Below are 23,922 nucleotides of genomic sequence, written 5' to 3'. Positions count from 1 at the left end.
ACGAAGGGCGGACACCGCGCGCCTTCCCGCTGACGACAACTCTAGTAGGGCTTTGTCAGGTGGTGTCGTAGGGCTGCCATGGGGTGGCTTGTCGGCAGGTGGGGCAGGTGCCGGTCCAGGTGGCCAGGAGTTGTTGGATCAGGTCCAGGTCCTGGTAGAGGGTCAGGCCCTGGCAGGGGCTTTTGGGCAGGTCCGCTGTTCGGTCAGGGAACAGGTGGGCGGCGGTGACGAGGGTGACGTGGCGGTGCCAGCCGTCGAAAGACCGGCCTTCGAAGTGGTCGAGCCCGAGGGTGGTCTTCAGCTCGCGGTAGTCGTGCTCGATGCGCCAGCGTAATTTCGCGAGCCGGACCAGGTCGCGGGCTGGAATGTCGGCGGGCGGGTTCGAGATCCAGTACTTGACCGGCTCGTTGTGGTCCGGGGGCCACTGCGCGATCAGCCATGTGGCCGGGATGGTGCCGTCGGCCGCGGGTTTCGGCCGGCGTCCTGCCAGACGGACCCTCAGGAACACGAACGACGAGGTCACGATCACTCATCCTCGATGAGCACCTCCCGGCAAGCACTCCGCGTGAGCCCTTCGAACTTCTCGGTGTCCCGGCCGACTTCTGCTGGCTGATGGAGAGCACACCCGGCATCGAGCTATTCGTCCAAGAGATCCGAAGGACCGTCAATCCCTACTTCCACTGGCACCCGTACTCGCACTACAGGAGTTATCCGGGCTTCACCAAGTGGGTCCTCGACGAACTACGCGAGCGCTTCAACCCGTCCCCCTACCGGCACCTGCTGCGGCCCACCCCGGAGGTCTTCGGTGAAGACGTACCACGTGGAGCAGATTCCGTGAGACGCGGCCAGTAAAGCTGCACGATGAAGCAGATTGGATGACACACACCCGGTTCCGCCAGTCTCAACGGAAACTGCTCTGACCTGGTCGGGGGGCCTAACATCCGAGCAGCTTCAATGAGACAGGACAACTGTCGTGCGCCGGGCAGCGGCCAGGCCGACCGCCCGGTCTGACGGCCGAGCAGGTCTGCCAGACCCGCGCCACCGCGTACGGGTCGCCGCATCTCCCCGCTGAGCAGCGCACCCATGGACCCGCAGCTGCACAGAAGTCAGCTGCCTGACAGCTTCTCCTGCAGCCAGTCGAAGACGACCTCGCAGTGCTGCTGCGGGGCCATCGGGGAGCAGTGCAGCTGCGCGCCGGTGGCCGTGGTGAGCTTCACGTAGTCCTTGGGAGCCGTCAGCTTGTCGAACATCTGGCGCGGCTGGCCGGGATAGAACTGCTCGTAGTCGTAGTCGAGGACCAGCGTGGGCGTCTTGATGCGGCCCACGACGTTCGTGATGTCCAGCGACTCGATGAGTCTGGCGGGGGTGTAGAAGTCGGTGAACATTTTGCCCTCGCGGGCGTCGAGCATCGCCGGCACGGAGAAGGGCTCGATGCGCTTCTTCATCGTCGCGGCCGCGGACGGAGGCAGCTCGGGGACAACCTCCTTGTTCCAGACATTGTTGGTCTCCTCCTTTTCCGGGGTGAGGATCTCCCGGAGCTCCGGAGGAAAGCCCAGCCACGGCGACAGCGTGCCGGGCATCGCCACCAGAGCGGCGATCCTGTTCTCGAAGGCCGCGGCCCGGGGGGCCAGGTTCCCGGCCATGCTCAGCCCGGTCAGGGCGATCTTGCCCCTGTCCACGTCCGAGCGGGCGGCCAGCCAGTCGACGAGCGGCGTGACCACGGTCTCCCAACGCGGCGTGAAGACCACCCGGTCCACGAAGAGCAGCTGCCCCTGGCCGGGCCCGTCGTACACGAGTGCGTTCCATCCGCGCTCCAGAGCGGCCGAGACGCCGTAGGTCCACATGTCGACGTTCTGTCCGTCACTGCCGTTGGTGAGGATCACGGTGGGGCGGCGCCCGCCGGAGTCGGCCGGCCGGAAGAACCACACAGGCAGCGGGGTCTTCCCGTACGGGACCTTCGCCGTCACCGGCGCCGGGTCGCACAGCTCACAGAACTTGTCCCAGGCGCCGCGCCCGGCCTTGTACAGCTGCTCCTCGCTGCCGGGGTCGTCGGAGCCGAGGACGAAGAACAGCGCCTGGCCGTAGTACTGCGCGGCCCGCAGCGCACGGAAGCGTGTGGTCTCCGTCCCGGGCTTGCTGCCCTGGGGCGCCTCCATCAGCTGATCGCCGAGTTTCCTGAAGGCCTCTGTGTACGTCTGCGCGGAAAGGCCGGCCTTGTTGATCGCGTTCACGGCGGTGAGCACCTCGCCCACCTCACCGGCGCCGTAACCGGACCCGCCGAGCGCGAGGAGCCCGTTGAAGTTGAAGGCCGGGTCCTTGAAGAGTGTCATCACCCCCGGCGTGGGACCGCCCGCCGAGGCGGGGGCCGACGCCGTGCGACTCGGAGTGGGCGCATTCGCGGGCGCCGCGCCCGACGGGGTGCACCCAGCGGCCAGCACGGCCCCGGCCCCACCGACGAGCCCGGCAAGCGCGGTGCGGCGCGTGGGGCCGGATGCGCGATCACTCGATACGTACGTCATGCCAACCGAAAGTACGAGCCGCGCCTCCGGGCCCCTCTCCGCGACACCCACCGATCCCCCGAACGGCGCTTCACACAATCCTTGGGTGCCACAACCGCGCGGAGGCAGGAGTCCTACCGGGCGCCGAGCTGCTGGGCGGCCGCGCGCAGGCGCTTGCCCCGCCTGCCCGTCACCGACTTGACCGGGATCAGCATCGCCCACCACAGCTTCGCGCCCGTCGGGGAGACGAAGGCCAGCGGCACGGCGACGGCGAAGACCAGGACCGTCGCCGCCAGATCGGCCACATCGTTGCGTGCGACTGGATCGGGCAGCGCCGCGCTACCCAGCCACGGGCGCTTCCACAGTGCCACCGCCAGCGCGAGCTGTGTGGCGCCCATGGCCGCGACCGCGCCGGAGTAGACGGCCACCGACTGCGACAGGTCCCCGTACTCGGCCAGCAGAGTGGTAGGGAAGGGCATCAGGGCGACCAGCCCCAGGCTCAGCAGCCCGAGCCTGATGACCGTCCCATCCACCTCCCGCACGTACCGGAAGATCTGGTGGTGGCCCCGCCAGAACGCCGCGATGACCAGAAAACTGAGGGCGTACGCCCACACGTTGGGCATCACATCCCCGAGCGCGTGCTCGAAACCGGCGGGGTCCAGCCCGGCGGGCAGCGTGAGGTCCAGCGCCAGCAGCGTCATCGCGATGGCGAACACGCCATCCGACAGCGCGAGGAGTCGGGCCGCGCTCCCCTCGTCGTCCCGCACCCGCTGATGGCCGTTCACAACAGCCCACCCTAGGGTCAAATGCCCCGTAATCCTCCGATTGAGCCCATGATGACGGCACACTGCCGCCATCGGGGCGGCTGCACGGAGGCGGTCGCTGACGTCGAGCGACGGCCCCGGACTCCTGTCTCGGACTCCAGCCGGGTGCGATGATTTTGGAGCGGCGCGACAGTCTCCATCGCCGTACCCCTGCAGCGAGAAAGAGGAGCGAGTCCCATGCGCATCGTCATCAGTGAGTTCATGAGCTTGGACGGCGTCGTGCAGGCGCCGGGCGGACCCGACGAGGACACCGACGGTGGCTTTGCCCATGGCGGCTGGTCGCACCCGTTCTTCGATCCGGAGGTGGTGGGCGGTGCCTTCGACGGCGCGTTGACCAAGGCCGAGGCGCTGCTGTTCGGGCGCCGTACGTGGCAGTCGATGGCCGCGGCGTGGCCGGAGCGGGCCGGTGACCCGTTCGCCGACCGGATGAACGCCATCCCGAAGTACGTCGTGTCCCAGACGCTGGGCGACAACGAGCTGACGTGGGACAACACCACGCGCATCCCCGGCGACAAGGCCGTCGCCCGCATCCGGGAACTGCACGAGACCGACGGCGGCGACCTGTTGGTCATGGGGAGCCCCACCCTCGCGCGCACCCTTCTCAGCGAGGGCCTGGTCGACGAGCTACGGCTCATGATCGAGCCGGTGATCCTCGGCGGCGGCAAGACGATCTTCCCCAGCGACGGTGCGCTACGCACGCTCGAGCTGGTCTCCACTGTCACCAGCGGCACGGGCGTGCACGTGTGCACCTACCGGCCGGTCGCCAAGGAGTAGGCCGGGCCGCCGGGGCTACACGCGGCCGCGATACCGCTCGGCCGGATGGGACGCCCCGGGACCGGACCACTCCGGTGGTCGCCCCGGAAAATTCTCTGAAGAATTCCGGGGGAGCTGTCGATCCGGCCTTCTGCCGTTCGACGCATGGATGAGAGGCAGGGAAAGCCCCGTCCTCCCGACCGAGGAGTCACCATGCCGCGTTACCTGACGATGATCCACATCGACGAGCAGAACGCCCCCGCCGAGGCCAACGGCCCCGAGTTCGATGAGCGCATGGGCGCGCTGTTCGAGGAGATCACCAAGGCCGGGGTCATGCTGGACACGGCCGGGCTCTCCCCGACGTCCGAGGGCACCCGGGTCACCTGGTCCGGCGGCAAGCTCCGCTACACCGACGGGCCCTTCACCGAGAGCAAGGAAGTCATCGGCGGTTACTCCATCATCCAGGCCAAGGACAAGGCCGAGGCTGTGGAGTGGGCCAAGCGGTTCCTGCAGGTGCATCCGGAGCACTGGACCGTCACCGCCGAGGTCCGCGAGATCGCCGAGGGCTGATCAGGCCGGGCTTGCCCCGCCCCATGCGGCTGAATTGAGCAGTCACCGTGGCCTCGCTGACGAACAGCGCCCGGCTGAGCCTCGACCACGCACAGGACGTCGGCTGACCTTCAGACATGGCGAAGGGCGGCTGGTCACCGCGACAGCTCGCGGTGACCACGCCGCCCGGCGCTGATCGAGCGTCGACCCTCGCGTGCCGGCGCTCGACCGCCGACGCTCAACTACAGCCGCTCAACTACCAAGTGGCGCCCGCGGGCTGCCTGGTCGTGGCGTTGAGGCGGTTGAAGAGGTTGGTCACGCCGATCATCAGGATGATGGCCGCGAGCTGCTGCTCGTCGTAGTGATCGGCTGCGTCGTCCCAGATCTGGTCCGGTACCGCGTCGGGCCGGTCGGCCAGCCGGGTGGCGGCCTCCGTGAGCGCGAGCGCGGCACGCTCGGCGTCGTTGAAGAACGGCGCCTCGCGCCAGGCCGCGACCGCGTGCAGCCGCTCATCGGTCTCGCCCCCCTTCTTCGCACTGGCCACGCCCCCGACCACGCAGTAGCTGCAGCCGTTGATCTGGCTGGCGCGCAGGTGGACCAGCTCGAGCGTCGACTCCGGCACACCGCCCTTCCGCGTCGTCTTCAACAGGTCGAGGATGGCCGGCAGGGCCTCGGGAATGATCGTTACGGGGTTGTTCATCCGTGCCTGCATGATTGCTCTCCCTCAGGAAGTTCGTCGTCACTACACCGACGGAACGCGACGGGAGAATGTGACAGGCGCACCACAACAACTTTCCGGCGGGGCTCAGCTCTTCACGCGCTGTACCGTCGCCGTCGCCGTCACAGTCACCGTTGCCGTCGAAAGGAATCCGCCGTGACCGTCGAACGCGTAGGCCCGCCCCTGACCGCAGGCGAGCGCGAGACGCTGCGCGCCTTCCTCGACTACCACCGCGCGACGCTCGCCATGAAGACCGAAGGCCTCTCCGACGAGCAACTGCGCCAGCAGTCGATGCCGCCCTCCACACTCTCCCTGCTCGGTCTGGTGCGGCACATGGCCGAGGTGGAGCGCGCCTGGTTCCGCCGGGTGATCAACGGGGAGGACATCCCGTACGTCTGGTCGGACGAGGGCGACTACCAAGTGGCGTACGACGCGAGCGAGTCCACGTGCGCTGAGGCGTTCGAGGCCTGGCAGACGGAGGTCGAGCACGCCCGCCGGATCGAGGAGCGGGCCCCGTCGCTCGACGTGACCGGCTACCAGGCCAAGTGGGGCGAGGACGTGTCGCTCCGGCTGGTGATGCTGCACCTGATCCACGAGTACGCCCGCCACAACGGCCACGCCGACTTCCTCCGCGAGGGAATCGACGGAACGGTCGGCGTCTGACGGACTGAGGCCAACTCGCCTTACCTCAGGCCGAATTCGGGCGGCAGCGCGCGGATGTGCAGCACGTCCAGCCGGGAGACGGCCCGGGTGGTGGCGGCGATGTCGCGCATCGGGCCGACGCGGGGGCGCTCGATCTCTCCGGCCAGGATGGCGCTCGTGGCCGACTCCCCGGCGGCCAGGCGCTCGTCCTCCAGGCTGGTGAGGTCGCCGGGGTCGCCCTTGCTGAACGGGGCCCAGCCGAAGCGGCGGCGGACGGCGACGCCCTGCGGGTCGCGTGCGCTCGCCTGGTAGAAGGTGCGCGAGACGGGGGCGCGCCAGTCGACGACGAGGGGCGGGGCGGAGGGGTGTTCGGTGATGCGGCGGCGGCCGATGTAGTAGCTCTGGCCGTCCTGGTGGTCGAGGCGGCCGAAGAAGAGCGGACTGTCCGACTCTTCGGCCAACTCCTTGGTTCAGCTGCGGAGTTGATAACCGAGGACTTCGGCGTCGGCGCCGGAGGCGAATGCGTTCTCGCCGGTGACGACGCGGGTGGCCGCGGCGTCGACCATGCCGGTGAGGGCGGCGCGGCAGGCCTCGTGGTAGGTCCGTTCCTGGTTCAGGTCCTGGCTGAGGTCATCGTCGAGTGCCGTCATTCCGTCGAGAATAACGCAACTGAGTCACATATTTAACCGAGGCCCGTTAGTGATTCTGTCAGTGACTATGCGAGGCCTTCGCGCAGCTGGTCGAAGGCGAGCCGAGCGGCAGCCACGGCGCCCGGGCGAACCGCGTCGGCACTCTCGCCCGCCGCGATCCGCCGCCAGTTCTCCTCGGCGAGGATCCGCTGTACGACGACGATCTGACCGGCGGCCAGCCGCGCGCGAAGACCGCCGCCGAGGGCCGCGGTCAGCGCATCCTCCGACCTGCCCTGGTACGCGTACAGCCGAGCGACCAGACTCGGCGTCCCGTACAGCAGCCGGTGGTAGGCGAGTACACCCTCGTCGTCATTGAGCCCGGTCACCGGGTCGAACCGCTCCAGGCCGTCGAGGAAGTGCCGGTGCAGGGCGTCCAGCGGGGAGATCCCGGGCGGCCGGGCGGCGACGACGCGGGCCGCCTCGTCCTCGTGATCGGCGAACCGTTGCAGCACGAGGTCCTCCTTGGCGGGGAAGTAGCGGAAGAGGGTCGGCTTGGAGACGTCGGCGGCGGCCGCGACCTCGGCGACGGAGACCCGGTCGAAGCCCTTCTCGAGAAAGAGGGCGATCGCCGCGTCCGAGATCGCTTGGTACGTCTGCCGCTTCTTGCGTTCCCGGAGGCCCATCTCACCGCTCATGCCTCCGAGCGTACGCACCCACTGCCGACCGGCGGCCAGTTGGCCGGCTGACCAGCCGGCCAGTTGACCTCAACCGTGCTTGAGGTTTCAGACTTCCAGCAAGCAATCGAATTGAGGAGTGGACGGCATGCGCGTGGCACAGGTCAAGGAGTTCGGCGGCCCGGAGGTACTGGTCACGACCGAGGTCCCGGATCCGGTTGCGGGTCCGGGCGAGGCGGTCGTCGCCGTCTCCGTGGTGGACACGATTTTCGTGGAGACACAGATCCGGTCCGACGCCTTCGGCGAGCACTTCGCGGTCCAGCCGCCATACGTACCGGGCGGCGGCATCGCCGGCACGGTCCGGGCGGTCGGTGAGGGGGTGGACGAGGCGTGGATCGGCCGCCGCGTGATCACTTCGCTCGGCTTCACCGGCGGCTACGCGGAGCAGGCGGTGGCCTCCGCGGCCAAGCTGGTCCCCGTCCCGGACGGCCTGGAGCTGCGCGAGGCCGCGGCCCTGGTGCACGACGGCGTCACCGCGACGGCGCTCCTGGAGTCCACCGGCCTGGGGGCGGGCGACCGGGTGCTGATCCTGGGCGCCTCGGGCGGCATGGGCACGCTGCTGGTCCAACTGGCGAAGGCCGTGGGTGCGGAGGTCGTCGGGGTGGCGCGGGGCGGGCTGAAGACGTCCCTGGTACGGGAGTTGGGCGCCGACGCGGTGGTGGACGCCACGTCCCCCGACTGGGTCGCCCTGGCCCGTACGGCCCTCGGCCCGTCGGGCGCCGACGTGGTCCTGGACGGCGTCGGCGGCGAACTGGGCCTGGCGGCCTTCCCCCTGACGGCGGACGGCGGCCGCTTCTCGGCCCACGGCGCGCCGACGGGCGACTTCGCCCCGGTGGACGCGGCGGAGGCGGAGCGCCGGGGCATCAAACTGCTCGGCATCGGCGACGTCCAGCTGTCGGACGAGGAGTATGCCCGCCTTGCGGCCAAGGCCCTGACGGAGGCAGCGTCGGGCCGCCTGCACCCGGTGATCGGCGGCGAGTTCCCCCTGGAACGCGCATCGGAGGCACACGCCGCGATCGAGGGGCGGGGGTTGCGTGGGAAGGTGCTGCTGACGACGTGAACGGGTGGGGGTGAGGGGACAGGGAGGGAGCGGGCAACCCCCGCCCCTCACCCCCGCCGCTTGCGGATCAGGACCTCGATCCCGTCCAGCACGCGGTCCAGGCCGAAGCCGAACTCGAAGTCCGGCTCGTCCGGTTCGTACATCACCTCGGACTCCAGCATCCGCGCCACCGCCGGATAGCGGGCCGGGTCCGCCAGGCGCTTCAGGGTGGTCGCGTACCGGGCGCATGACCTCCTCCGGCGAGCCGCCGCTCGCCTCGATCGCCGCGCCCAGGTCCGCCATCAGCAGCGCCTCGTTCCGGACAAAGCCGCTGACCAGCAGGATCATCGAGTTCTTCTCGCCCGCGCTCAGCCCCGTCTCCTCCAGCGCGGCAAGGCCCCGCTCCCACCAGGCCACCGAGTTGGGCGTGGCGGGCGGGCCGGAGACCGCCGCGGCGCAGCGCAACAAGCTTCTCGCGCAGTCGCCCGGTGTGGAACTCGACCATGGTGGCCCAGCGTTCGTGCGGGCGCGCGTCCGCTGGGTCATCGGCCGCGGCCGGGAATGCCGGCCTCGGTTCGCGACTGGGCAGGAGCAGTCTCAGGCTGATGCTCCGAGGGCTCACTTCACGACGGGCCACCCGGTCGGCCTGCACGCCGACATGGTCGGTCCTCAGCATCGGCGTGAAGGCCAGGAACGCCGCGTGCACCGGAATCGGCGCGATCATCCTGGTGATGCTCGTCGCGTGACTTCCGCCGAGTCAGCCGAGTCAGCCGAGTGTCAGATCCGAAGAGCTCGTGTCCCACAGCCCGTCGAACCACGCCTGCGACTGCGCCACAAAGGCATCGTCCCGCTCGCCTCGGCCCGATTCGAAGGGGAAGAGCGTCCAATCGCTGCCGAGCACGTCGTAGATCTCGACCGGCCCGTCGTCGATCTGCTCCTCGCGCCGCTTGACGGTGTAGCAGCCGAAAAGCGCCTCCGAGCCGTTCAGCAGATAGAGCTTCACGGGCGGGGTGAAAGGCAGGGTGCGGAAGGTGAGATTGACGTCGCAGCCTATCGTCGCGAAGGGACATGAGGTTGTGGCGCAGCACCTGCCCCTGTGCGTTGCGCTGCGCCAGCCAGCGCTGGTGAAGCCGTTGATCGTCCTCCGGGGCGCCGAGCGGGGACGGGAAGGCGAGGTCGTTGTCCCGCTCGGGCAGCAGGATGCGGACTTCCACCGTGGACGGTCTGACGCGGCCTGTGTGGATCATGAGCAGCGGCTCCCCGAGCGCGAGCAACAAGGATTCCGCCGTCAGGCAGACGGCGTCGATACGGACCTCGCGGGCCGAGAACGCCTCGGTGAGGCGGGTTCCCAGGGCCACCTTGAACGGCTCGGGTGCGTCACCGCCTCGTGCGACCTCGGGCGGCGCGACGCGGGGCGGGCTGCCTTTGGTCACACCTGTGATCAGCCCCTCGTCATGCAGGCTCCGCAGGGCCTGCCGAACGGTGCCACGCTCCACACCGAACTCTTCAGCCAGCTGGGCCTGTGTCGGCATCCTCTCGCCGGCCCTCAGTTGACCCGTGCGGATGCGTTCGCGCAGCACGTCCGCCACGCTCTGGAAGGAGTGTCGCCCGGTGTTGTGTGCCGTACCATCGCCGTCCACACGCCAACGCTGCAACTCAACCTCGGTCCAAGGCAGTTGTGTGGCAGACGTCAGAAGATGTCCGGGCACCACGGCCGCCTCGGCGTACGGAACACCCCGTCCGCCACCCCCGCCGCCCCGGGCGTCCCCTCGTCCACCAGGCCCAGCGCCGCCAGCCGGACCGCCGACTCGTCGCCCAGGTAGAGCGCACCCAACTCCCGTACGCCCAAGGTCAGATCGGGCGACTCGGTCGACGGCACGCAGGCCACGCCCTCCGGTGAGGCGTCCAGCCGGAAGGTGCCGCCCGCCAGGCCGGCGGTGTCCTGGACGTCCAGGATGAGGGTCGCGGATGTCGCGTACGTACGCGCCTCCAGCGCCCGCACCACATCCAGGATCCGCACCCACAAGAAGTCCGCCTGCGTCAGGATCCTCGCCGCCCGCGGGTCCGGGAGCAGCAGCGGGAGCAGGTCGTCCGGGGCGCGGTAGCCCGACTTGACCGTGGTGATCCAGTCCACCGAGCAGACGTAGTGCCACAGGGCACGCTCCGCCGCCGGCGTCAGCGCGAGCATCTCGCGTACCGTCGCCGTGTTCAGCGGCTGCTTGGCGTCGCCCCACTTGTCGTCCGACTGATAGGCGAGCAGGCCCTCGACCTCGCCGGACGCCGAGCGGTGGACCGCGTAGAACGGCTCCGTCCATGGCTGGCTCGGCAGCTGCGCCTGGCCCGTGTTGAGCTGCCACCAGCGCTCGTCGCGGCTCACCACGCCCGGCTGCCTGGCCGCCAGCCGTGCATGCAGTTCCGGGCCGAGTTTGCGTACGTCCGTGGCGTCCACCAGGTCGATCCGGCCGCCATGGTCCGGGCCCGACAAGCGCCGGTCGAGGCCCGTGCGCGGGACGTCGACCGCCCACTCGGTGATCCAGGCGGCGGGACCGTAGCCGTACCGCCCGTAGATCGGGTACTCCGCGGCGATCAGCGTGGACACGATGTCGCCGCGCTCCTTCGCCTCGGCGAGGTCGGCGGTGATCAGGCGGCTGAGCAGGCCGCGGCGGCGGTGTGTGGGCGAGACCGTCACATTGGAGACGGCGTTCGCGGGCAGCGCGGCGCCCCCCACCGCCGTGAGCTGCTGCGCGAACGAGCGGTACGTCGCCACACAACGGCCGTCGTCGAACGCGCCGCGCACCCGCGCGAGGTCGGTGTGCGCCCTGCGCGAGATGGCCTCTTCCTCCGAGACCACCGGCGGCTGCAGAAATCCGGTCTTCAGGGCCCGCAGCCAGTCGGGGTACTCGGACTCGGTGATGACGCGGGTCTCGACGCTCATGCGGCCCACGCTAGGCCGAACGCCGACCGGCCCGCATCCGAGTTTCGACCAGGGGATTCGACCAGGAAAAATGCATCAGAACGCCGCGCGGATCGCTCCCACCTCCATGCCGCCCCCCAGCAGCGGCACGTGCCCGATCCGGCCCACCACCGGCGAGTCCACTCCCATCACCTCGAGCGCACGGCCCAGCACCGGGCTCAGCGCCCGCGTCGCGCCGTCGTCCACCTTGAAGGCCAGCGCGCGGCCGTCCGCCAGCGCCACCGCCTGGACCGCCTCCGCGCCCATCTTGGAGAGCGCGCCCGGCACCTCACGCATCAGCCAGGTGTCGGGGCGGCGGGTGCCCGCCACGTACTCGGGGTGGGCGCGCATCGCGTCCGCGACCCGGCGCTCGGCCGAGCCCGGCTCCGCGAGCACGAAGCGGCGGAAGGCCCGCGCCAGGCCGGTCAGGCTGATCCCCATCAGCGGTGCGCCGCAGCCGTCCGTGCCGACGGCCGCGACCCGCTCGCCGGACGTGTCCTCGACCACCGCGTGGACCAGCTGCTGGAGCGCGGTGCGCGGGGTCCAGGTAGTTCGTCCGGTCCCACCCGTTCAGCGCGCAGGCCGCGAGCATCGCCGCGTGCTTGCCGGAGCAGTTCATGGCCACCCGGTCCCGGACCTGGCCCCTGGCGAGATACGCCTCGGCCTCGACCGGGTCGAGCGGCAGGTCCGGCGGGGTCTGCAGTTCGTCCGCCGACAGCCCGTGCTCGGCGAGCATCTTGCGTACGAGATCGAGGTGAAAGCTTTCGCCCGAGTGGCTCGCCGCGGCCAGCGCCAGGCGCTCGCCGGAGAGAGCGAGCCCGGCCCGCAGTACGGCCGCGGCCTGCAGGGGCTTGTTGCTGGAGCGAGGGAAGACCGGCGCGTACGGGTCACCGAGCTCGAGTTGCACACTGCCGTCCGCCGCCAGGACGACGAGCGATCCGCGGTGATGGCCCTCGACAAAGCCGGAACGTACGACTTCGGCGAGGACCGGGGGTATGGCGGTGCTGGCGGCGGTGGGGCTCATCGTCGGCCTTCCGGGGCAGCGGCCCGCTCCCGGAAGGATCGGTTCGAAGGAGTCGGAATCGCTTCAGGTGAGCAGGTCGTCTACTTGTGCTTCGCCTTCACGGTACCTGCGGGCGATCTCGGCGCTGCAATCGTCGGCCGTCCGCTGCAGCAGCTGACGGCGGCGCGAGACCTGCTGCTCATAGCGGATCAGCCGTCCCATGGCCGCGTGCAGCTCCTCGTCCGTACGGGCGTCCAGGTCGGAGAGCTCGACCTCGGAGAGCATGTCGGCGGCCAGCCGCCGGTACTCCTCGCTGTGCGGCGTGGAGAGCGTCACATGGCGGGCGGACGAGCGGTGCCGCGACGGAGCGTCGGCCAGGATCTCCGACAGGCGGTCGACGACCGTGGCCTCCGGGAGGACCGGGGTCTGAGGGGCCGTACGCCGGGCCAGCTCGGCCCGCAGGATGTCGATCCGGCCCTGGAGCAGCCGGCGTACATAGCTGAGGTCCGCCTCGTCGCGGTGCGAGTCCCGGCGCAGCGTCCGCAGCTCCGGCAGCCGCAGGGTCGGGAGGTCGTGCTGCGGCGGCTCCGGCAGGGCGCCCGTGCTGCGCTGCTGGGGCGGTCGCTCGGCACAGGCCACGGGTGCCGGGAAAGCGGGAATCGACGTGGAAGCCGATACGGGAATCGATACGGGACCGGGCGGCTGCCCGGCGCCAGATGTACTCATGTGCGTTGTCCGTCCCCTCGACCGGTGCATGAGGTCTCCCCAGGCCCGAAGGACCGAGGGGAAGCACCGCCTTGTTGCATGGTGCCACTCCGGAACCTCCCGACGCAGGTGCTCTGCACCCGTTCAGCCCCAGATAGGTTGGTCTGTATGCGTGCAGTGGTGCAGAGGGTCGACGGCGCGAGCGTCGTAGTGGCGGGCGAGACGGTCGGCGAGATCGTCGGCGAAGGGCTGTGTGTGCTGGTGGGAGTCACCCACGAGGACACCCGGGAGAAGGCGGCGCAGCTGGCCCGCAAGCTCTGGTCGGTCCGGATTCTGGAGGGCGAGAAGTCCTGCTCGGATGTGAATGCGCCCTTGCTGGTGATTTCTCAGTTCACTCTCTACGGGGACGCCCGCAAGGGCCGCCGCCCCACCTGGAACGCGGCGGCGCCCGGCGATGTGGCCGAGCCGCTGGTCGACGAGGTGGTGGCGCAGCTGCGGGCGCTGGGGGCGCGGGTGGAGACGGGCCGCTTCGGGGCGGAGATGCGGGTCTCGCTCACCAACCACGGCCCGTTCACGGTGATCGTGGAAATCTAGCGCTCGGCGGCCGGCTCAGGACTCAGGACTCAACGGCCGGCTCGACGCTCGACGGCCGGCTCAAGCGCCCCGGCTCACGGCTCGACGACCGGCTCCTGCGCGGCCGCCGTGTCGCCCGCCAGCAGCTCCGCGTCCACCGGCACATTGCGCTTGATCAGCGCCAGCGCGATCGGGCCGAGCTCGTGGTGACGGGCAGACGTGGTCACAAAGCCCAGCTGGCGGCCCTCCGCACCCTCCGACGCGAGCCGGACCGGGGTGCCGGGGCCCGGCAGGTGCACCTCGCTGCCGTCCAGGTGCAGAAAGACCAGCCGCCGCGGCGGCTTCCCCAGGTTGTGGACGCGCGCGACGGTCTCCTGGCCGCGATAGCAGCCCTTCTCGAGGTGAACGGCGGTGCCGATCCAGCCCAGTTCGTGCGGGATGGTGCGGTGGTCGGTCTCGAAGCCGACACGGGGGCGGTGGGTCTCGATGCGCAGTGCTTCGTACGCGAGGATTCCGGCGACCGGGCCGTTCCCGGCGGCGTACGACTCGAGGTCGGCGCGCGGCAGGAACAGATCGCGACCGTGCGGGGTCTCCCGTACGACAACGCCGTCCGGCACCTGAGCGATGGAGCCCGCCGGCAGGTGCACGACCGCGAACTCCTCGGTACGGTCGGCCACTTCGACCTGGTAGAAGAACTTCATCGACTCCAGGTAGCCGATCAGCGCCTCCTGCGTGCCCGGCTCGACGTGCGCCCAGACCGTCTCGCCGTCGTCGACGAGATACAGGGCGTGCTCGATGTGGCCGTGCGCGGAGAGGATCAGCGCCTCGGTGGCCTGGCCCGCCGGGAGGTCGCTCACATGCTGGGTGAGCAGCAGATGCAGCCAGCTCAGCCGGTCGTCGCCGGTGACAGTGACAACGCCGCGGTGCGAGAGGTCGACAAGGCCGGAGCCGTCCGCGAGGGCGCGCTGTTCGCGGAACAGATCGCCGTAGTGCGCGGCGACTCCTTCGTCTCGTCCTTCGGCAGCGACCGCACCGGGCAGGGACAGCAGAGGGCTCTTCATCATGGGCCCAAGCCTACGACTCGGTAGTTGAAGCCTCAGCGGCGCATTTCTTGCAGCGGCCGAAGATCGCGAAGTGCTTCATGTCCGTCTCGAAGCCGAAGGTCTTGCGCAGCTTCGCGGTGAAGTCGGCGGCGACCGCGACATCCGCCTCGATCACATTCGTACAGTCCCGGCAGACCAGGTGGATGTGGTGGTGGCGGTCCGCGAGGTGGTAGGTGGGGGCGCCGTGGCCGAGGTGGGCGTGGGAGACCAGGCCGAGCTCTTCGAGGAGCTCCAGGGTGCGGTAGACGGTGGAGATGTTCACACCGGACGCGGTCTTTCGGACCTCGGAGAGGATGTCGTCGGGCGTCGCGTGCTCAAGGGTGTCGACGGCTTCGAGGACAAGCTGGCGCTGCGGGGTCAGCCGGTAGCCGCGCTGCCGCAGATCGCTCTTCCAGTCGGTGCTCACCACGCGTCCAGTGTAGGCGGGGCCTGAGCCATGGGGGCCCGAACTGGCGCTCGGCCCCCATGGCTGCCCGCCTCGCCCATGGCTACCCGTCGTACCTCGAAGGAGCCTTGGAGCGGCTTCGGGTTACTTGAAGTTCGGGTTACTTGAAGAAGGCGATGCCGTCGTCGGGGAGGTCGCCGAGGTCCTTGGCCCACGCCTCGACCTGCTCCGGGGAGACGACCTTCTTCAGATGCGCCGACATGTACGGCCGCAGCGGGACCTCCGGAGTGGTCTTCTCGCCCACCCACATCAGGTCGCCCTTCACATAGCCGTAGAGCCGCTTGCCACCGCTGTACGGGCCGGAGGCCGCGGTGCGCGCCACCGCGTCCGTCACCAGGTCGATCTGCGGCTTCTGGTCGGCGAGCTCGCCGTACCAGATCTCGACGATGCCCTGGTCACGGGCCATGACGACTTCGATCTTGCGGTCGGAGTCGATACGCCAGTAGCCGGACTCGGACTCCAGCGGGCGGACCTTGTTGCCCTCGGCGTCGAGCACCCACGTGCGCGAGACGTACTCGACGAAGTCCCGGCCGTCGTGGCTGAAGGTGACCTCCTGGCCGAAGTTGCACTTCTCGGCGCCGGGGAAGTCGGATACGCCCACGCCTTCCCAGTTGCCGAGGAGGAAGGCGAGGGGGACGAGGTCCGGGTTCAGGTCGGACGGAATCTCGATCATGAGCAGCTCTGGCGATCTGTAGAGATACGAGTGTGACTAGCGCTGACCCTGGTACAGCTTCTTCACCGTCAGACCGGCGAAGGCGGCGACGCCGACACAGACCAGAACCAGCAGGGCTTCGAAGAATGCCACAAGCACGGGGTGCTCCTCGGGATGAGCGGTGGGCGGTAAAAGGGCCGTGGCCCAGCCTAATGGGTTGGTGCCGCGCCCTCTCTGCGAGGTGTCCGTGACGGGCCGCCCATTAGAGTTCGGTGCATGGCGAAGAAGCTCGTGATCAAGGTGACCGCCGGCGCGGACGCGCCCGAGCGCTGCTCGCAGGCCTTCACGGTGGCGGCCGTCGCCGTGGCCAGCGGGGTGGAGGTGTCGCTCTGGCTGACCGGCGAGTCCGCGTGGTTCGCACTGCCGGGACGGGCGGCGGAGTTCGAACTGCCGCATGCGGCGCCGCTGCCGGATCTGATCGAGTCGATCAAGGCGGCGGGGCAGATCACGCTGTGCACGCAGTGCGCGGTGCGGCGCGACATCACGGAGAAGGATGTGCTCGACGGCGTACGGATCGCGGGCGCGCAGGTCTTCGTCAGCGAGATCATGCCGGACGGCGTCCAGGCCCTCGTCTACTGACGGCGCTCATTCACCGACGGCTGCTGACGGCTCATTTACTGACGGCGCTCATTGGTTGTTCCGGCGCTTCTTGCCGTCCAGCTCGTCCCACCACTCGTCGGACTTGGGGTCCCCGGACGGGTCGTCCCACCAGCGGTCCTCGGGCCCGCGCCGGTTCGCGACCATCGCGGCGAACGGCGGGATGATCATGGCGACGACGCACATGCCGACGGCGACGGGAACGGACCACAGACGCACCACGGCCCAGGCGGAGACGAAGAGCGCCAGGCACGTCCCCATCAGCAGAAAGTAGGCGTGGCGACGTCGCGCGTACATGCTTCCAGCGTACGACCGAAGGGCCGCACCCCGTTCCAGTGGCGTCCAACCCCCTGGGGTGCGGCCCTTCGGCCGGTACGTGCGGCCCTTCGGCCGGTACATGGTGAATCAAACGGCGATGGCTACCTCAGCCAGGCCGCCGGTCTGCGCGACGACCGTGCGGTCCGCCGTGCCGCCCGGAACGAGAGCGCGCACCGTCCACGTGCCCTCGGCCGCGTAGAAGCGGAACTGTCCGGTCGCCGAGGTCGGGACCTCGGCGGTGAACTCGCCGGTCGAGTCCAGCAGGCGGACGTAGCCGGTGACGGGCTCGCCGTCACGGGTCACGCTGCCCTGGATCGTCGTCTCACCGGGCTTGATCGTCGAAGCGTCGGGGCCGCCGGCCTTTGCTCCACACATAGGGGTAGTCCTTCAGGGTCGGAGGAGAGGGTTACTTGTTGGCGCCGAGCTCGATCGGCACGCCGACGAGGGAGCCGTACTCGGTCCACGAGCCGTCGTAGTTCTTGACGTTTTCGATACCGAGCAGCTCGTGCAGCACGAACCAGGTGAGCGCGGAGCGCTCACCGATACGGCAGTACGCGATCGTGTCCTTCGTCAGGTCCACCTGCTCCTCGGCGTAGAGCTCCTTGAGCTCGTCGTCCGACTTGAAGGTGCCGTCGTCGTTGGCGTTCTTGGACCACGGGATGTTGCGGGCGCTCGGGATGTGACCCGGGCGCTGCGACTGCTCCTGCGGGAGGTGCGCCGGGGCGAGCAGCTTGCCGCTGAACTCGTCGGGCGAGCGCACGTCCACCAGGTTCTCGTTGCCGATCGCGGCGACGGCTTCGTCGCGGAAGGCGCGGATCGAGGTGTCCTGGGCCTTGGCCTTGTACTCGGTCGCGGCTCGCTCGGGCACCTGAGCGCCGTCGACCAGGTCGCGGGAGTCCAGCTCCCACTTCTTGCGGCCGCCGTCGAGGAGCTTGACGCTGTCGTGGCCGTAGAGCTTGAAGTACCAGTACGCGTACGAAGCGAACCAGTTGTTGTTGCCGCCGTAGAGAACGACGGTGTCGTCGTTGGCGATGCCCTTCGCGGACAGGAGCTTCTCGAAACCCTCCTGGTCGACGAAGTCACGGCGGACCGGGTCCTGAAGGTCGGACTTCCAGTCGATCCGGACGGCGTTCTTGATGTGGTTCTTGTCGTACGCGGAGGTGTCCTCGTCGACCTCGACGATGACGACCTTCGGGTCGTCGATGTGGGCCTCGACCCAGTCGGCGTCTACCAGGACGTCGCTGCGGCTCATGCTCTTTCTCCTCCGGGGCAGTGTGCGGCGGGTGATGCGAAGAGAGGGGTGTGCTGGTACGCGGACGCGCGGCGTACGGCACAGGGTTTGGCCCTGACAACTGTCAATGGGCCCGGGGGATACGGGAGTCGAGCTCCCGCTCAGAAAGCGCGACAGAGCATGGCGGCGACGCGGCACAGGTCTACTGCCCGCCGCTTCGTGAGATCCGCCTGTCGCTTCATGTGTCCGATCGTAGGGACGAGGCGGCCACCATGTCACCGGCGTGTCGGATGTTGAGACGCGATCATCCACTATGCGGGACAGGAGGGAGCCCCGGACGATCCGTGCCGGTCTCAGGGGCGGATTGGGCCTGTCCGCCTTCTACCCAGCGGACAGGGTCGTCTCACCATGCGGCCGGGTGGGTGAGCGTAGGGCGGAATTGCCCTCTCCGCCCTTCAGCGAGGGTGTGGTCTAGCCGGCCAGCGAGACGTTCGTACCCGTACCCGAGAACCGCAGTCCGGCGTCCGTCGCCGCGACCTTGTCCAGCTTGATACTCGACGGCATCCCGGCGATCTTCAGGTCGTAGTCGATGGCCTTGCGCAGCTTCTCGTCGAAGCCCGGGACCGGCAGCTTCGGCAGCTCCTCGGCCCTCAGCTGGACCGTGCTGCCGCCCTTGAGCAGGACCGTGCTGTGGGCGCTGACCGTGCGGCCCTTGAGCAGTCGCTCCACCGCGCCGGGAACCGGAACGCCCGCGCCCTCGAGCAGGTCGGCGAGCGGTCCGGTGACCTTGACCTGGCCCTTCGCCGCCCGGTCGGGTCCCGCGTAGCTGATCGTGGCGCCCTTCGGCGCGGCCTTCGTCAGGTCGGCGTAGGAGATCCGGGCGGAGCCGTCGGCCCGGTCCGCGACGGCGGAGGAGAAGCTGCTGTCGATCCGTACGCTGCGCAGCTCGGCCCTGACCTCGGTCACGTTGACCGAGTGGCCGCCCGCGGTGGCGGTGATGCCGGACAGGCTGACGTCCACCTCGTCGAGCTCCTTGCCCACCACCTGGGTGAGGAAGGGGAAGCCCTTGATGGAGATCTCCGGGGTCGAGCTCAGCCCCTGGCTGCTCTTGATCTTGTCGGCGGCCTCGGACTCCGCCATGTTGACCGCGATCCGGTCGGCGGCGACGAAGATGCCCCCGATGATCACGGCGATGATCAGCAGTATTCGCAGTGCGCGCATTGCTCGGTGTCCCCCACCCTCGTCCGTCTGGCCCCCCGTGACGCCCGCGAGCCTAACCAGTCCGGACGACGCCATGCCTTGAATGATCGACGTTTGGGTGGGGTCCTTTGGTTCCTGCCGACGGCACAGGGTCCGTCACACGAGAACCCGTCACCAGAGCCCGTCACACCACGGCCCGTCACACGAGGGCGCGGCCGATCAGGTAGACGGCGGGGGCCGCGGCGGTCAGCGGCAGAGCCACGCCGGCCGTCATATGGACGAAGCGGGACGGGTAGTCGTAGCTCGCGACCCGCAGCCCGATCAGCGCGCAGCCACCCGCGGCGAGGCCGAGCAGCGCGCCCTTGGCGCCCATGTCGGTGAGACCTCCGGCCGCGATACCCGCACCGGCCGCGGCCAGCAGCGCCACGGCGACGGACGCGACGCCCGGCAACGGCAGCGCTCGGGCCAGGACGGCCACGGCCACCGCGATCCCGCCGACCACGACCGCGTCGTCAGGGCCCGCGAGATGCCCGGTCGCGAGGATCGCGAGGGCGGCGGATGCCACCGTCGCCATCAGGCCGTACATCCTCTCGTCGGCGCCGACGTGACAGCGCAGCTGCAGTACGAGGGTGAGCAGCACCCAGACGCCGAGGGTGCCGATGATCGCGGCGGGGGCGTTCTCCCGGCCGACGGAGAGCAGCACGGCGTCGGCGGCGACACCGCCGGCGAAGGCGAGCGCGATGCCCTGGCGGGCGGGCCACATGCCGTTCAGCCGGAACCAGCCCGCCGCGGTGACGGCCTGCAGCAGGACGAGCGGCACGAACAGGGCGTACGGGCCGATGGCCGCGCCGCCGGCGAGCAGCAGTCCGAGGGCGGCGGTCAGCCCGGCTGGCTGCACGCCCGGCGCGATGATCGGCGAGCGTCCCTCGGCGCGGGCGCGCTGGGCGTCGGTGATCCGGGCGTTCCCGATGGTGGTGGGGGCGCTGTATCCGGCGTCGGCGGCCAGATCGGCCGGGGGCTCGTACGCGGCCGGTCCGGGCGTCGTGAGCGGGGCCTCGGGCGGCAGCGGGTACGCGGCCTGCGGCGGCAGATACGCGGTGTCCGGGGCGGCGGCCTGCGTGGGCTGCACGACCGGCTGGTACTGCGTGTCCCAGGTCTCGGCCTGCCAGGTCTGGGCCGTGCCGGGGTCGCGCTGCTCCGGGTAGCCGGGCTCCTGGTAGCCGGGCTCCTGGTAGGGCGCCTGATACGGCTGCTGGTGCTGGTGCTGGTGCTGGTGCTGCTGACCGGCGTACTGGCCCTGGTGCGGCTGCGGCGGCTGCTGCTGTCCGTACGGATACTGCTGATCGCTGCTCATGATGTGCGGTTCACCCTCCTGCGAACGGCGGGAGCACCTCGACCGTGCCGCCCTCGGCAAGCCGTACGGTCTCATGGCCGCGGGTCCCGACGGGGTCACCGTCGATGAGGAACGAACACCGTTGCAGTACGCGCGTCAGCTCCCCCGGGTGCCGCTCGCGCACGGCGTCGAGCGCCTCGGCGAGCGTTCCCGCCGCGTACGGCTCCTCCGCGATCCCGGCCGCTGCCTTGGCCGCGGCCCAGTAGCGGATCGTTCCCGCTGCCATAGCGGCACTCCTTTCGTCGGCTTCCATGATGGGCTACGCGGATGAGCTACTCGGCGACGAGCCAGTCTGCGAGGCGGCCGAGCAGCTCGTCGTCCGCGGCGTTCTCGGCATGTCCCATGCCCGGCTCCAGCCATAGCTCGGCCGTTCCTTCCCTGGCCGCGGCCGCGAGCATGCGCGGGTGGTCCAGGGGAAAGTACGGGTCGCGGTCGCCGTGCACGATCAGCAGCGGTGTCGGGGCGATGAGCGGCACGGACTCGACCGGGGAGAGGGGGACGGGGCTCCAGTCCTCTGGGTGGATCCGGGTGCCGAGGCCGTAGCGGCCGACGAGCCGGCCGAGAGGCCGGGTGACCACCCAGTGCAGCCGACGCATCGGGGCCGTACCGCGGTAGTACCAGCGTGCGGGGGCGCTGACGGCGGCGACCGCGTCCGTACGCGCCTCAGTGCGCCCCCCGTGCATCGCAGCGTGCCGCAGTACCACCGAGCCGCCCATGGAGAACCCGACTGTCACCACGCGACTGTGACCGAAGGCACGCGCCCACTCCACCGCGGCCGCCAGATCGAGCACCTCGCGGTCGCCGACCGTGGAGCGGCCGCCGGATGCTCCGTGCCCCCGAAACGAGAAAGTGACCACGGCCGCACGCTGCGCGAACGCCCGCGCCGCCCGGCGCACCGCGGGCCGGTCCACCGACCCCGTGAACCCGTGCGCGACAACGATCGCGGTGTCCGTGACACCTGCCGTACACGGCTCGTACACGGCCTCAATTCGGACCCCGTCTTCCGTAAGGAGGATCTTGCGACGCGGCCCCCGCGTGAGCGAGGGAATAATTGATCTGCGGAAAGACCCCTCTGCCTCGGAACTCATGTGGGTTATTCTGCTTGGCAGAGGACTCGGGCAACGTAGCCCCCGGGTCCTTTTGTGTTTTCCCGCCGTTGTTACAGGCAGGTGAACAAAGGCTCCCAGGGCGCGGGAGCCACCGTACGAAGCAGATGCCGCAACGTCCTCGCAGGGACCGAGGAGGAACCGACGTTATGGGCGAGCGAACCGTGCACGACCGCAAGACGACCCGGGCAGGTGGGGCGCGATGAGCTCTCTGCTGCTCCTGACCAATGCCCTCCAGCCGTCGACGGAGGTGCTTCCCGCCCTCGGACTGCTTCTGCACAACGTACGGGTGGCCCCCGCCGAGGGCCCGGCCCTCGTCGACACCCCCGGTGCCGACGTGATCCTTATCGACGGCCGCCGCGATCTGCCGCAGGTCCGGTCGCTGTGCCAGCTGCTGCGCTCCACCGGGCCCGGCTGTCCGCTGATCCTCGTCGTCACGGAGGGCGGGCTCGCGGCCGTCACCGCGGACTGGGGCATCGACGACGTGCTGCTCGACACGGCGGGTCCCGCCGAGGTCGAGGCGAGGCTGCGCCTCGCGATGGGCCGCCAGCACATCACCTCGGACGACTCTCCGATGGAGATCCGCAACGGCGATCTTTCGGTCGACGAGGCGACGTACAGCGCGAAGCTGAAGGGGCGGGTCCTGGACCTGACCTTCAAGGAGTTCGAGCTGCTGAAGTACCTCGCGCAGCACCCGGGGCGGGTCTTCACCCGCGCGCAGCTGCTCCAGGAGGTCTGGGGCTACGACTACTTCGGCGGTACGCGCACGGTCGACGTGCATGTACGGCGGCTGCGGGCGAAGCTCGGCCCGGAGCACGAGTCGCTGATCGGGACCGTACGGAACGTCGGCTACCGCTTCGTCGCGCCGGAGAAGGTCGAGCGCGCGGCCAAGGAGGCCGATGCGAAGGCGGCGGCTCCTGTCGCCCGTACGGAGGATCCGGCGGAGGTGCAGGAAGCCGCCGTACGCCCTGCCCAGAGGTAGGTCACCCCGCGTAGACTGCCGCGCGTGGCCAAGGTGACGCGGGACGATGTGGCGAGACTGGCGGGTACGTCGACCGCGGTCGTCAGCTACGTCATCAACAACGGACCCCGGCCGGTTGCCCCGGCCACGCGCGAGCGGGTGCTCGCCGCGATCAAGGAGCTGGGTTACCGGCCGGACCGGGTCGCCCAGGCGATGGCCTCGCGGCGGACCGACCTCATAGGAATGATCGTGCCGGACGCGCGCCAGCCGTTCTTCGCGGAGATGGCGCACGCGGTGGAACAGGCCGCGGCGGAACGCGGAAAAATGGTACTCGTCGGGAACTCCGACTACCGCGACGAGCGCGAGGTCCACTATCTGCGGGCCTTCCTCGGGATGCGGGTCTCGGGGCTGATCCTGGTCAGCCAGGGCCCGAGCGAACGGGCGGCGGCGGAGATCGAGGCGTGGGACGCGCGGGTCGTCCTCCTGCATGAACGCCCCGAGGCGATCGACGACGTCGCGGTCGTCACGGACGACATCGGCGGCGCGCAACTGGCGACGCGGCATCTGCTGGAGCACGGGCATCCGTATGTCGCCTGCCTCGGCGGCATCGAGTCGACCCCGGCGGTCGGCGACCCGGTGACGGACCACGTCGAGGGCTGGCGCCGGGCGATGCTGGAGTCGGGCCGCTCGGTGGAGGGCCGGCTCTTTCAGGCCCCGTTCAACCGCTACGACGCGTATCTCGTGGCCCTCAAACTGCTCTCGGGCCCGGAGCGTCCGCCGGCGATCTTCTGCGCGACGGACGACCAGGCGATCGGCGTCCTGCGCGCGGCGCGTGAACTGCGCATAGACGTCCCGGGCGAGCTGGCGGTGGCAGGCTTCGACGACGTCAAGGAGGCGGCGCTGACGGACCCGCCGTTGACGACGATCTCCTCGGACCGCCCGGCGATGGCACGGGCGGCGGTGGACCTGGTCCTGGACGACGGCCTGAGGGTGGCGGGTTCGCGCCGGGAGAGGGTGAAGCAGTTCCCATCGGGCTTGGTAATCCGCCGCTCGTGCGGCTGCGGTTAGCCTCCGGCGGGGGTGCGTTGCGGGGTGCGGCCGTCCGCGGCGCGGGTCGCGGGGTTGCCCGGTGCCGTGCGGCGCGGGTTCCGGGGCCCCTCCGGGCTCGACTCCTCGGGGCCGGCGGCGTGAAGGGGTTCGTGTTGATCACTGGGTCCGGCCGCCGATCCCCTGCGG

General features: G+C 69.9%; 27 protein-coding genes and 5 pseudogenes. 10 read left to right on the top strand and 22 right to left on the bottom strand.

Going from position 1 to position 23,922, the window contains the following annotated elements; genetic code table 11:
• Nucleotides 1-162: 162 nt before the first annotated feature.
• A pseudogene (locus QFZ67_RS20950) lies at nucleotides 163-517 on the bottom strand (transposase); the annotation flags it as partial.
• A gap of 95 nt (nucleotides 518-612) precedes the next feature.
• On the opposite strand from QFZ67_RS20950, the gene QFZ67_RS20945 reads away from it, so the two are divergent.
• Nucleotides 613-852 carry a hypothetical protein gene (locus tag QFZ67_RS20945; RefSeq protein ID WP_307662600.1) on the top strand — a complete coding sequence of 80 codons (240 nt, stop codon included), beginning with the start codon at nucleotides 613-615 and terminating at the stop codon, nucleotides 850-852.
• Between the two features lie 254 nt (nucleotides 853-1,106).
• Here QFZ67_RS20945 and QFZ67_RS20940 read toward each other — a convergent pair whose 3' ends face one another.
• Complete coding sequence (locus tag QFZ67_RS20940) at nucleotides 1,107-2,330, bottom strand: S9 family peptidase (protein WP_307662599.1); 1,224 nt, start codon at nucleotides 2,328-2,330, stop codon at nucleotides 1,107-1,109.
• Between the two features lie 302 nt (nucleotides 2,331-2,632).
• Nucleotides 2,633-3,283, bottom strand: a complete 651-nt coding sequence (locus tag QFZ67_RS20935) for a TMEM175 family protein (RefSeq protein ID WP_307662598.1) — start codon at nucleotides 3,281-3,283, stop codon at nucleotides 2,633-2,635.
• 216 nt (nucleotides 3,284-3,499) lie between these two features.
• On the opposite strand from QFZ67_RS20935, the gene QFZ67_RS20930 reads away from it, so the two are divergent.
• Together QFZ67_RS20930 and QFZ67_RS20925 are read left to right on the top strand one after the other, a co-directional pair.
• Entirely contained in the window at nucleotides 3,500-4,096 is a 597-nt protein-coding gene (locus QFZ67_RS20930; RefSeq protein ID WP_307662597.1) for a dihydrofolate reductase family protein, read from the top strand.
• A 192-nt stretch (nucleotides 4,097-4,288) separates the two neighbouring features.
• A complete protein-coding gene (locus QFZ67_RS20925) occupies nucleotides 4,289-4,645 on the top strand; it encodes a YciI family protein (protein ID WP_307662596.1) in 357 nt (118 codons plus the stop codon).
• A 235-nt stretch (nucleotides 4,646-4,880) separates the two neighbouring features.
• On the opposite strand, the gene QFZ67_RS20920 is transcribed toward QFZ67_RS20925, so the two are convergent.
• Nucleotides 4,881-5,336: a carboxymuconolactone decarboxylase family protein gene (locus tag QFZ67_RS20920; RefSeq protein ID WP_307662595.1), complete on the bottom strand. Its 456-nt coding sequence runs from the start codon at nucleotides 5,334-5,336 to the stop codon at nucleotides 4,881-4,883.
• 162 nt (nucleotides 5,337-5,498) lie between these two features.
• Between QFZ67_RS20920 and QFZ67_RS20915 the strand changes: the two genes are divergently transcribed.
• Nucleotides 5,499-6,005 carry a DinB family protein gene (locus QFZ67_RS20915; protein ID WP_307662594.1) on the top strand — a complete coding sequence of 169 codons (507 nt, stop codon included), beginning with the start codon at nucleotides 5,499-5,501 and terminating at the stop codon, nucleotides 6,003-6,005.
• An 89-nt stretch (nucleotides 6,006-6,094) separates the two neighbouring features.
• On the opposite strand, the pseudogene QFZ67_RS20910 reads toward QFZ67_RS20915, so the two are convergent.
• Together QFZ67_RS20910 and QFZ67_RS20905 are read right to left on the bottom strand one after the other, a co-directional pair.
• A pseudogene (locus QFZ67_RS20910) lies at nucleotides 6,095-6,634 on the bottom strand (AAA family ATPase); the annotation flags it as partial.
• A gap of 65 nt (nucleotides 6,635-6,699) precedes the next feature.
• The gene (locus QFZ67_RS20905; RefSeq protein ID WP_307662593.1) at nucleotides 6,700-7,308 is read right to left on the bottom strand and encodes a TetR family transcriptional regulator; all 609 of its coding nucleotides are present in this window, start codon (nucleotides 7,306-7,308) and stop codon (nucleotides 6,700-6,702) included.
• A 127-nt stretch (nucleotides 7,309-7,435) separates the two neighbouring features.
• Between QFZ67_RS20905 and QFZ67_RS20900 the strand changes: the two genes are divergently transcribed.
• Nucleotides 7,436-8,407 carry a zinc-binding dehydrogenase gene (locus QFZ67_RS20900; protein ID WP_307662592.1) on the top strand — a complete coding sequence of 324 codons (972 nt, stop codon included), beginning with the start codon at nucleotides 7,436-7,438 and terminating at the stop codon, nucleotides 8,405-8,407.
• Between the two features lie 47 nt (nucleotides 8,408-8,454).
• Here the strand turns inward: QFZ67_RS20900 and QFZ67_RS20895 are convergent.
• Nucleotides 8,455-8,833 (bottom strand): annotated as a pseudogene (locus QFZ67_RS20895) (TetR/AcrR family transcriptional regulator C-terminal domain-containing protein); the annotation flags it as partial.
• A gap of 158 nt (nucleotides 8,834-8,991) precedes the next feature.
• Here QFZ67_RS20895 and QFZ67_RS20890 point away from each other — a divergent pair.
• The gene (locus QFZ67_RS20890) at nucleotides 8,992-9,132 is read left to right on the top strand and encodes a hypothetical protein (protein WP_307662591.1); all 141 of its coding nucleotides are present in this window, start codon (nucleotides 8,992-8,994) and stop codon (nucleotides 9,130-9,132) included.
• Nucleotides 9,133-9,152: 20 nt separating this feature from the next.
• Here the strand turns inward: QFZ67_RS20890 and QFZ67_RS20885 are convergent.
• The 4 genes and pseudogenes from QFZ67_RS20885 to QFZ67_RS20870 form a co-directional block, all read right to left on the bottom strand.
• Nucleotides 9,153-10,026, bottom strand: a pseudogene (locus QFZ67_RS20885) (GntR family transcriptional regulator).
• Nucleotides 10,027-10,076: 50 nt separating this feature from the next.
• Nucleotides 10,077-11,321 (bottom strand): GNAT family N-acetyltransferase, encoded by a 1,245-nt coding sequence (locus QFZ67_RS20880; RefSeq protein ID WP_307662590.1) that lies wholly within the window; start codon nucleotides 11,319-11,321, stop codon nucleotides 10,077-10,079.
• A gap of 75 nt (nucleotides 11,322-11,396) precedes the next feature.
• Nucleotides 11,397-12,363, bottom strand: a pseudogene (locus QFZ67_RS20875) (asparaginase).
• 63 nt (nucleotides 12,364-12,426) lie between these two features.
• Nucleotides 12,427-13,068 carry an AmfC protein gene (locus tag QFZ67_RS20870; RefSeq protein ID WP_307662589.1) on the bottom strand — a complete coding sequence of 214 codons (642 nt, stop codon included), beginning with the start codon at nucleotides 13,066-13,068 and terminating at the stop codon, nucleotides 12,427-12,429.
• A 147-nt stretch (nucleotides 13,069-13,215) separates the two neighbouring features.
• Between QFZ67_RS20870 and dtd the strand changes: the two genes are divergently transcribed.
• A complete protein-coding gene (dtd, locus tag QFZ67_RS20865; RefSeq protein WP_307662588.1) occupies nucleotides 13,216-13,641 on the top strand; it encodes a D-aminoacyl-tRNA deacylase in 426 nt (141 codons plus the stop codon).
• 74 nt (nucleotides 13,642-13,715) lie between these two features.
• Here dtd and QFZ67_RS20860 read toward each other — a convergent pair whose 3' ends face one another.
• From QFZ67_RS20860 to QFZ67_RS20850, 3 genes are all read right to left on the bottom strand, one after another.
• Nucleotides 13,716-14,681 (bottom strand): folate-binding protein YgfZ, encoded by a 966-nt coding sequence (locus QFZ67_RS20860; RefSeq protein ID WP_307665906.1) that lies wholly within the window; start codon nucleotides 14,679-14,681, stop codon nucleotides 13,716-13,718.
• A gap of 13 nt (nucleotides 14,682-14,694) precedes the next feature.
• The gene (locus QFZ67_RS20855) at nucleotides 14,695-15,132 is read right to left on the bottom strand and encodes a Fur family transcriptional regulator (protein WP_307662587.1); all 438 of its coding nucleotides are present in this window, start codon (nucleotides 15,130-15,132) and stop codon (nucleotides 14,695-14,697) included.
• 136 nt (nucleotides 15,133-15,268) lie between these two features.
• Entirely contained in the window at nucleotides 15,269-15,841 is a 573-nt protein-coding gene (locus QFZ67_RS20850; RefSeq protein WP_307662586.1) for an FABP family protein, read from the bottom strand.
• A gap of 255 nt (nucleotides 15,842-16,096) precedes the next feature.
• Here QFZ67_RS20850 and QFZ67_RS20845 point away from each other — a divergent pair, with 255 nt between their 5' ends.
• Entirely contained in the window at nucleotides 16,097-16,459 is a 363-nt protein-coding gene (locus QFZ67_RS20845; protein WP_307662585.1) for a DsrE family protein, read from the top strand.
• Between the two features lie 48 nt (nucleotides 16,460-16,507).
• Here the strand turns inward: QFZ67_RS20845 and QFZ67_RS20840 are convergent, their stop codons facing one another.
• The 8 genes from QFZ67_RS20840 to QFZ67_RS20810 all read right to left on the bottom strand — a co-directional run bounded on the left by QFZ67_RS20840 (nucleotide 16,508) and on the right by QFZ67_RS20810 (nucleotide 21,707).
• Nucleotides 16,508-16,774 carry a DUF3099 domain-containing protein gene (locus QFZ67_RS20840; RefSeq protein ID WP_307662584.1) on the bottom strand — a complete coding sequence of 89 codons (267 nt, stop codon included), beginning with the start codon at nucleotides 16,772-16,774 and terminating at the stop codon, nucleotides 16,508-16,510.
• Between the two features lie 108 nt (nucleotides 16,775-16,882).
• Nucleotides 16,883-17,170, bottom strand: coding sequence for a DUF1416 domain-containing protein (locus tag QFZ67_RS20835; protein WP_018101653.1), 288 nt, complete (start codon nucleotides 17,168-17,170; stop codon nucleotides 16,883-16,885).
• Nucleotides 17,171-17,201: 31 nt separating this feature from the next.
• Complete coding sequence (locus tag QFZ67_RS20830; protein WP_307662583.1) at nucleotides 17,202-18,047, bottom strand: sulfurtransferase; 846 nt, start codon at nucleotides 18,045-18,047, stop codon at nucleotides 17,202-17,204.
• A gap of 140 nt (nucleotides 18,048-18,187) precedes the next feature.
• Entirely contained in the window at nucleotides 18,188-18,268 is an 81-nt protein-coding gene (locus tag QFZ67_RS39135) for a putative leader peptide (RefSeq protein WP_355172694.1), read from the bottom strand.
• Nucleotides 18,269-18,497: 229 nt separating this feature from the next.
• Complete coding sequence (locus QFZ67_RS20825; protein ID WP_307662582.1) at nucleotides 18,498-19,247, bottom strand: DUF2993 domain-containing protein; 750 nt, start codon at nucleotides 19,245-19,247, stop codon at nucleotides 18,498-18,500.
• Between the two features lie 178 nt (nucleotides 19,248-19,425).
• Nucleotides 19,426-20,580 carry a hypothetical protein gene (locus QFZ67_RS20820; RefSeq protein ID WP_307662581.1) on the bottom strand — a complete coding sequence of 385 codons (1,155 nt, stop codon included), beginning with the start codon at nucleotides 20,578-20,580 and terminating at the stop codon, nucleotides 19,426-19,428.
• A gap of 10 nt (nucleotides 20,581-20,590) precedes the next feature.
• Nucleotides 20,591-20,845: a MoaD/ThiS family protein gene (locus tag QFZ67_RS20815; RefSeq protein WP_266547325.1), complete on the bottom strand. Its 255-nt coding sequence runs from the start codon at nucleotides 20,843-20,845 to the stop codon at nucleotides 20,591-20,593.
• 46 nt (nucleotides 20,846-20,891) lie between these two features.
• A complete protein-coding gene (locus QFZ67_RS20810) occupies nucleotides 20,892-21,707 on the bottom strand; it encodes an alpha/beta hydrolase (protein WP_307662580.1) in 816 nt (271 codons plus the stop codon).
• A gap of 220 nt (nucleotides 21,708-21,927) precedes the next feature.
• On the opposite strand from QFZ67_RS20810, the gene QFZ67_RS20805 reads away from it, so the two are divergent.
• Nucleotides 21,928-22,707 (top strand): response regulator transcription factor, encoded by a 780-nt coding sequence (locus QFZ67_RS20805; RefSeq protein WP_307662579.1) that lies wholly within the window; start codon nucleotides 21,928-21,930, stop codon nucleotides 22,705-22,707.
• Nucleotides 22,708-22,731: 24 nt separating this feature from the next.
• Entirely contained in the window at nucleotides 22,732-23,754 is a 1,023-nt protein-coding gene (locus QFZ67_RS20800) for a LacI family DNA-binding transcriptional regulator (RefSeq protein ID WP_307662578.1), read from the top strand.
• Nucleotides 23,755-23,922 lie beyond the last annotated feature (168 nt).

Source organism: Streptomyces sp. V1I1 (assembly GCF_030817355.1).
Taxonomy (GTDB): Bacteria; Actinomycetota; Actinomycetes; order Streptomycetales; family Streptomycetaceae; genus Streptomyces.
Note: the sequence above shows the minus strand (reverse complement) of the source record. Positions and strands in the feature narration are given on the sequence as shown.

Excerpts from the sequence above, each read along its gene's own strand:
- QFZ67_RS20925 (WP_307662596.1), top strand. The coding sequence starts at position 4,289 with ATGCCGCGTTACCTGACGATGATCCACATCGACGAGCAGAACGCCCCC.
- dtd (WP_307662588.1), top strand. The coding sequence starts at position 13,216 with ATGCGTGCAGTGGTGCAGAGGGTCGACGGCGCGAGCGTCGTAGTGGCG.
- QFZ67_RS39135 (WP_355172694.1), bottom strand. The coding sequence starts at position 18,268 with ATGAAGCGACAGGCGGATCTCACGAAGCGGCGGGCAGTAGACCTGTGC.
- QFZ67_RS20905 (WP_307662593.1), bottom strand. The coding sequence starts at position 7,308 with ATGAGCGGTGAGATGGGCCTCCGGGAACGCAAGAAGCGGCAGACGTAC.
- QFZ67_RS20825 (WP_307662582.1), bottom strand. The coding sequence starts at position 19,247 with ATGCGCGCACTGCGAATACTGCTGATCATCGCCGTGATCATCGGGGGC.
- QFZ67_RS20900 (WP_307662592.1), top strand. The coding sequence starts at position 7,436 with ATGCGCGTGGCACAGGTCAAGGAGTTCGGCGGCCCGGAGGTACTGGTC.
- QFZ67_RS20835 (WP_018101653.1), bottom strand. The coding sequence starts at position 17,170 with ATGTGTGGAGCAAAGGCCGGCGGCCCCGACGCTTCGACGATCAAGCCC.
- QFZ67_RS20945 (WP_307662600.1), top strand. The coding sequence starts at position 613 with ATGGAGAGCACACCCGGCATCGAGCTATTCGTCCAAGAGATCCGAAGG.
- QFZ67_RS20845 (WP_307662585.1), top strand. The coding sequence starts at position 16,097 with ATGGCGAAGAAGCTCGTGATCAAGGTGACCGCCGGCGCGGACGCGCCC.
- QFZ67_RS20830 (WP_307662583.1), bottom strand. The coding sequence starts at position 18,047 with ATGAGCCGCAGCGACGTCCTGGTAGACGCCGACTGGGTCGAGGCCCAC.
- QFZ67_RS20805 (WP_307662579.1), top strand. The coding sequence starts at position 21,928 with ATGAGCTCTCTGCTGCTCCTGACCAATGCCCTCCAGCCGTCGACGGAG.
- QFZ67_RS20890 (WP_307662591.1), top strand. The coding sequence starts at position 8,992 with ATGCTCCGAGGGCTCACTTCACGACGGGCCACCCGGTCGGCCTGCACG.
- QFZ67_RS20880 (WP_307662590.1), bottom strand. The coding sequence starts at position 11,321 with ATGAGCGTCGAGACCCGCGTCATCACCGAGTCCGAGTACCCCGACTGG.
- QFZ67_RS20820 (WP_307662581.1), bottom strand. The coding sequence starts at position 20,580 with ATGAGCAGCGATCAGCAGTATCCGTACGGACAGCAGCAGCCGCCGCAG.
- QFZ67_RS20815 (WP_266547325.1), bottom strand. The coding sequence starts at position 20,845 with ATGGCAGCGGGAACGATCCGCTACTGGGCCGCGGCCAAGGCAGCGGCC.
- QFZ67_RS20810 (WP_307662580.1), bottom strand. The coding sequence starts at position 21,707 with ATGAGTTCCGAGGCAGAGGGGTCTTTCCGCAGATCAATTATTCCCTCG.
- QFZ67_RS20870 (WP_307662589.1), bottom strand. The coding sequence starts at position 13,068 with ATGAGTACATCTGGCGCCGGGCAGCCGCCCGGTCCCGTATCGATTCCC.
- QFZ67_RS20920 (WP_307662595.1), bottom strand. The coding sequence starts at position 5,336 with ATGCAGGCACGGATGAACAACCCCGTAACGATCATTCCCGAGGCCCTG.
- QFZ67_RS20940 (WP_307662599.1), bottom strand. The coding sequence starts at position 2,330 with ATGACACTCTTCAAGGACCCGGCCTTCAACTTCAACGGGCTCCTCGCG.
- QFZ67_RS20860 (WP_307665906.1), bottom strand. The coding sequence starts at position 14,681 with ATGAAGAGCCCTCTGCTGTCCCTGCCCGGTGCGGTCGCTGCCGAAGGA.
- QFZ67_RS20840 (WP_307662584.1), bottom strand. The coding sequence starts at position 16,774 with ATGTACGCGCGACGTCGCCACGCCTACTTTCTGCTGATGGGGACGTGC.
- QFZ67_RS20850 (WP_307662586.1), bottom strand. The coding sequence starts at position 15,841 with ATGATCGAGATTCCGTCCGACCTGAACCCGGACCTCGTCCCCCTCGCC.
- QFZ67_RS20930 (WP_307662597.1), top strand. The coding sequence starts at position 3,500 with ATGCGCATCGTCATCAGTGAGTTCATGAGCTTGGACGGCGTCGTGCAG.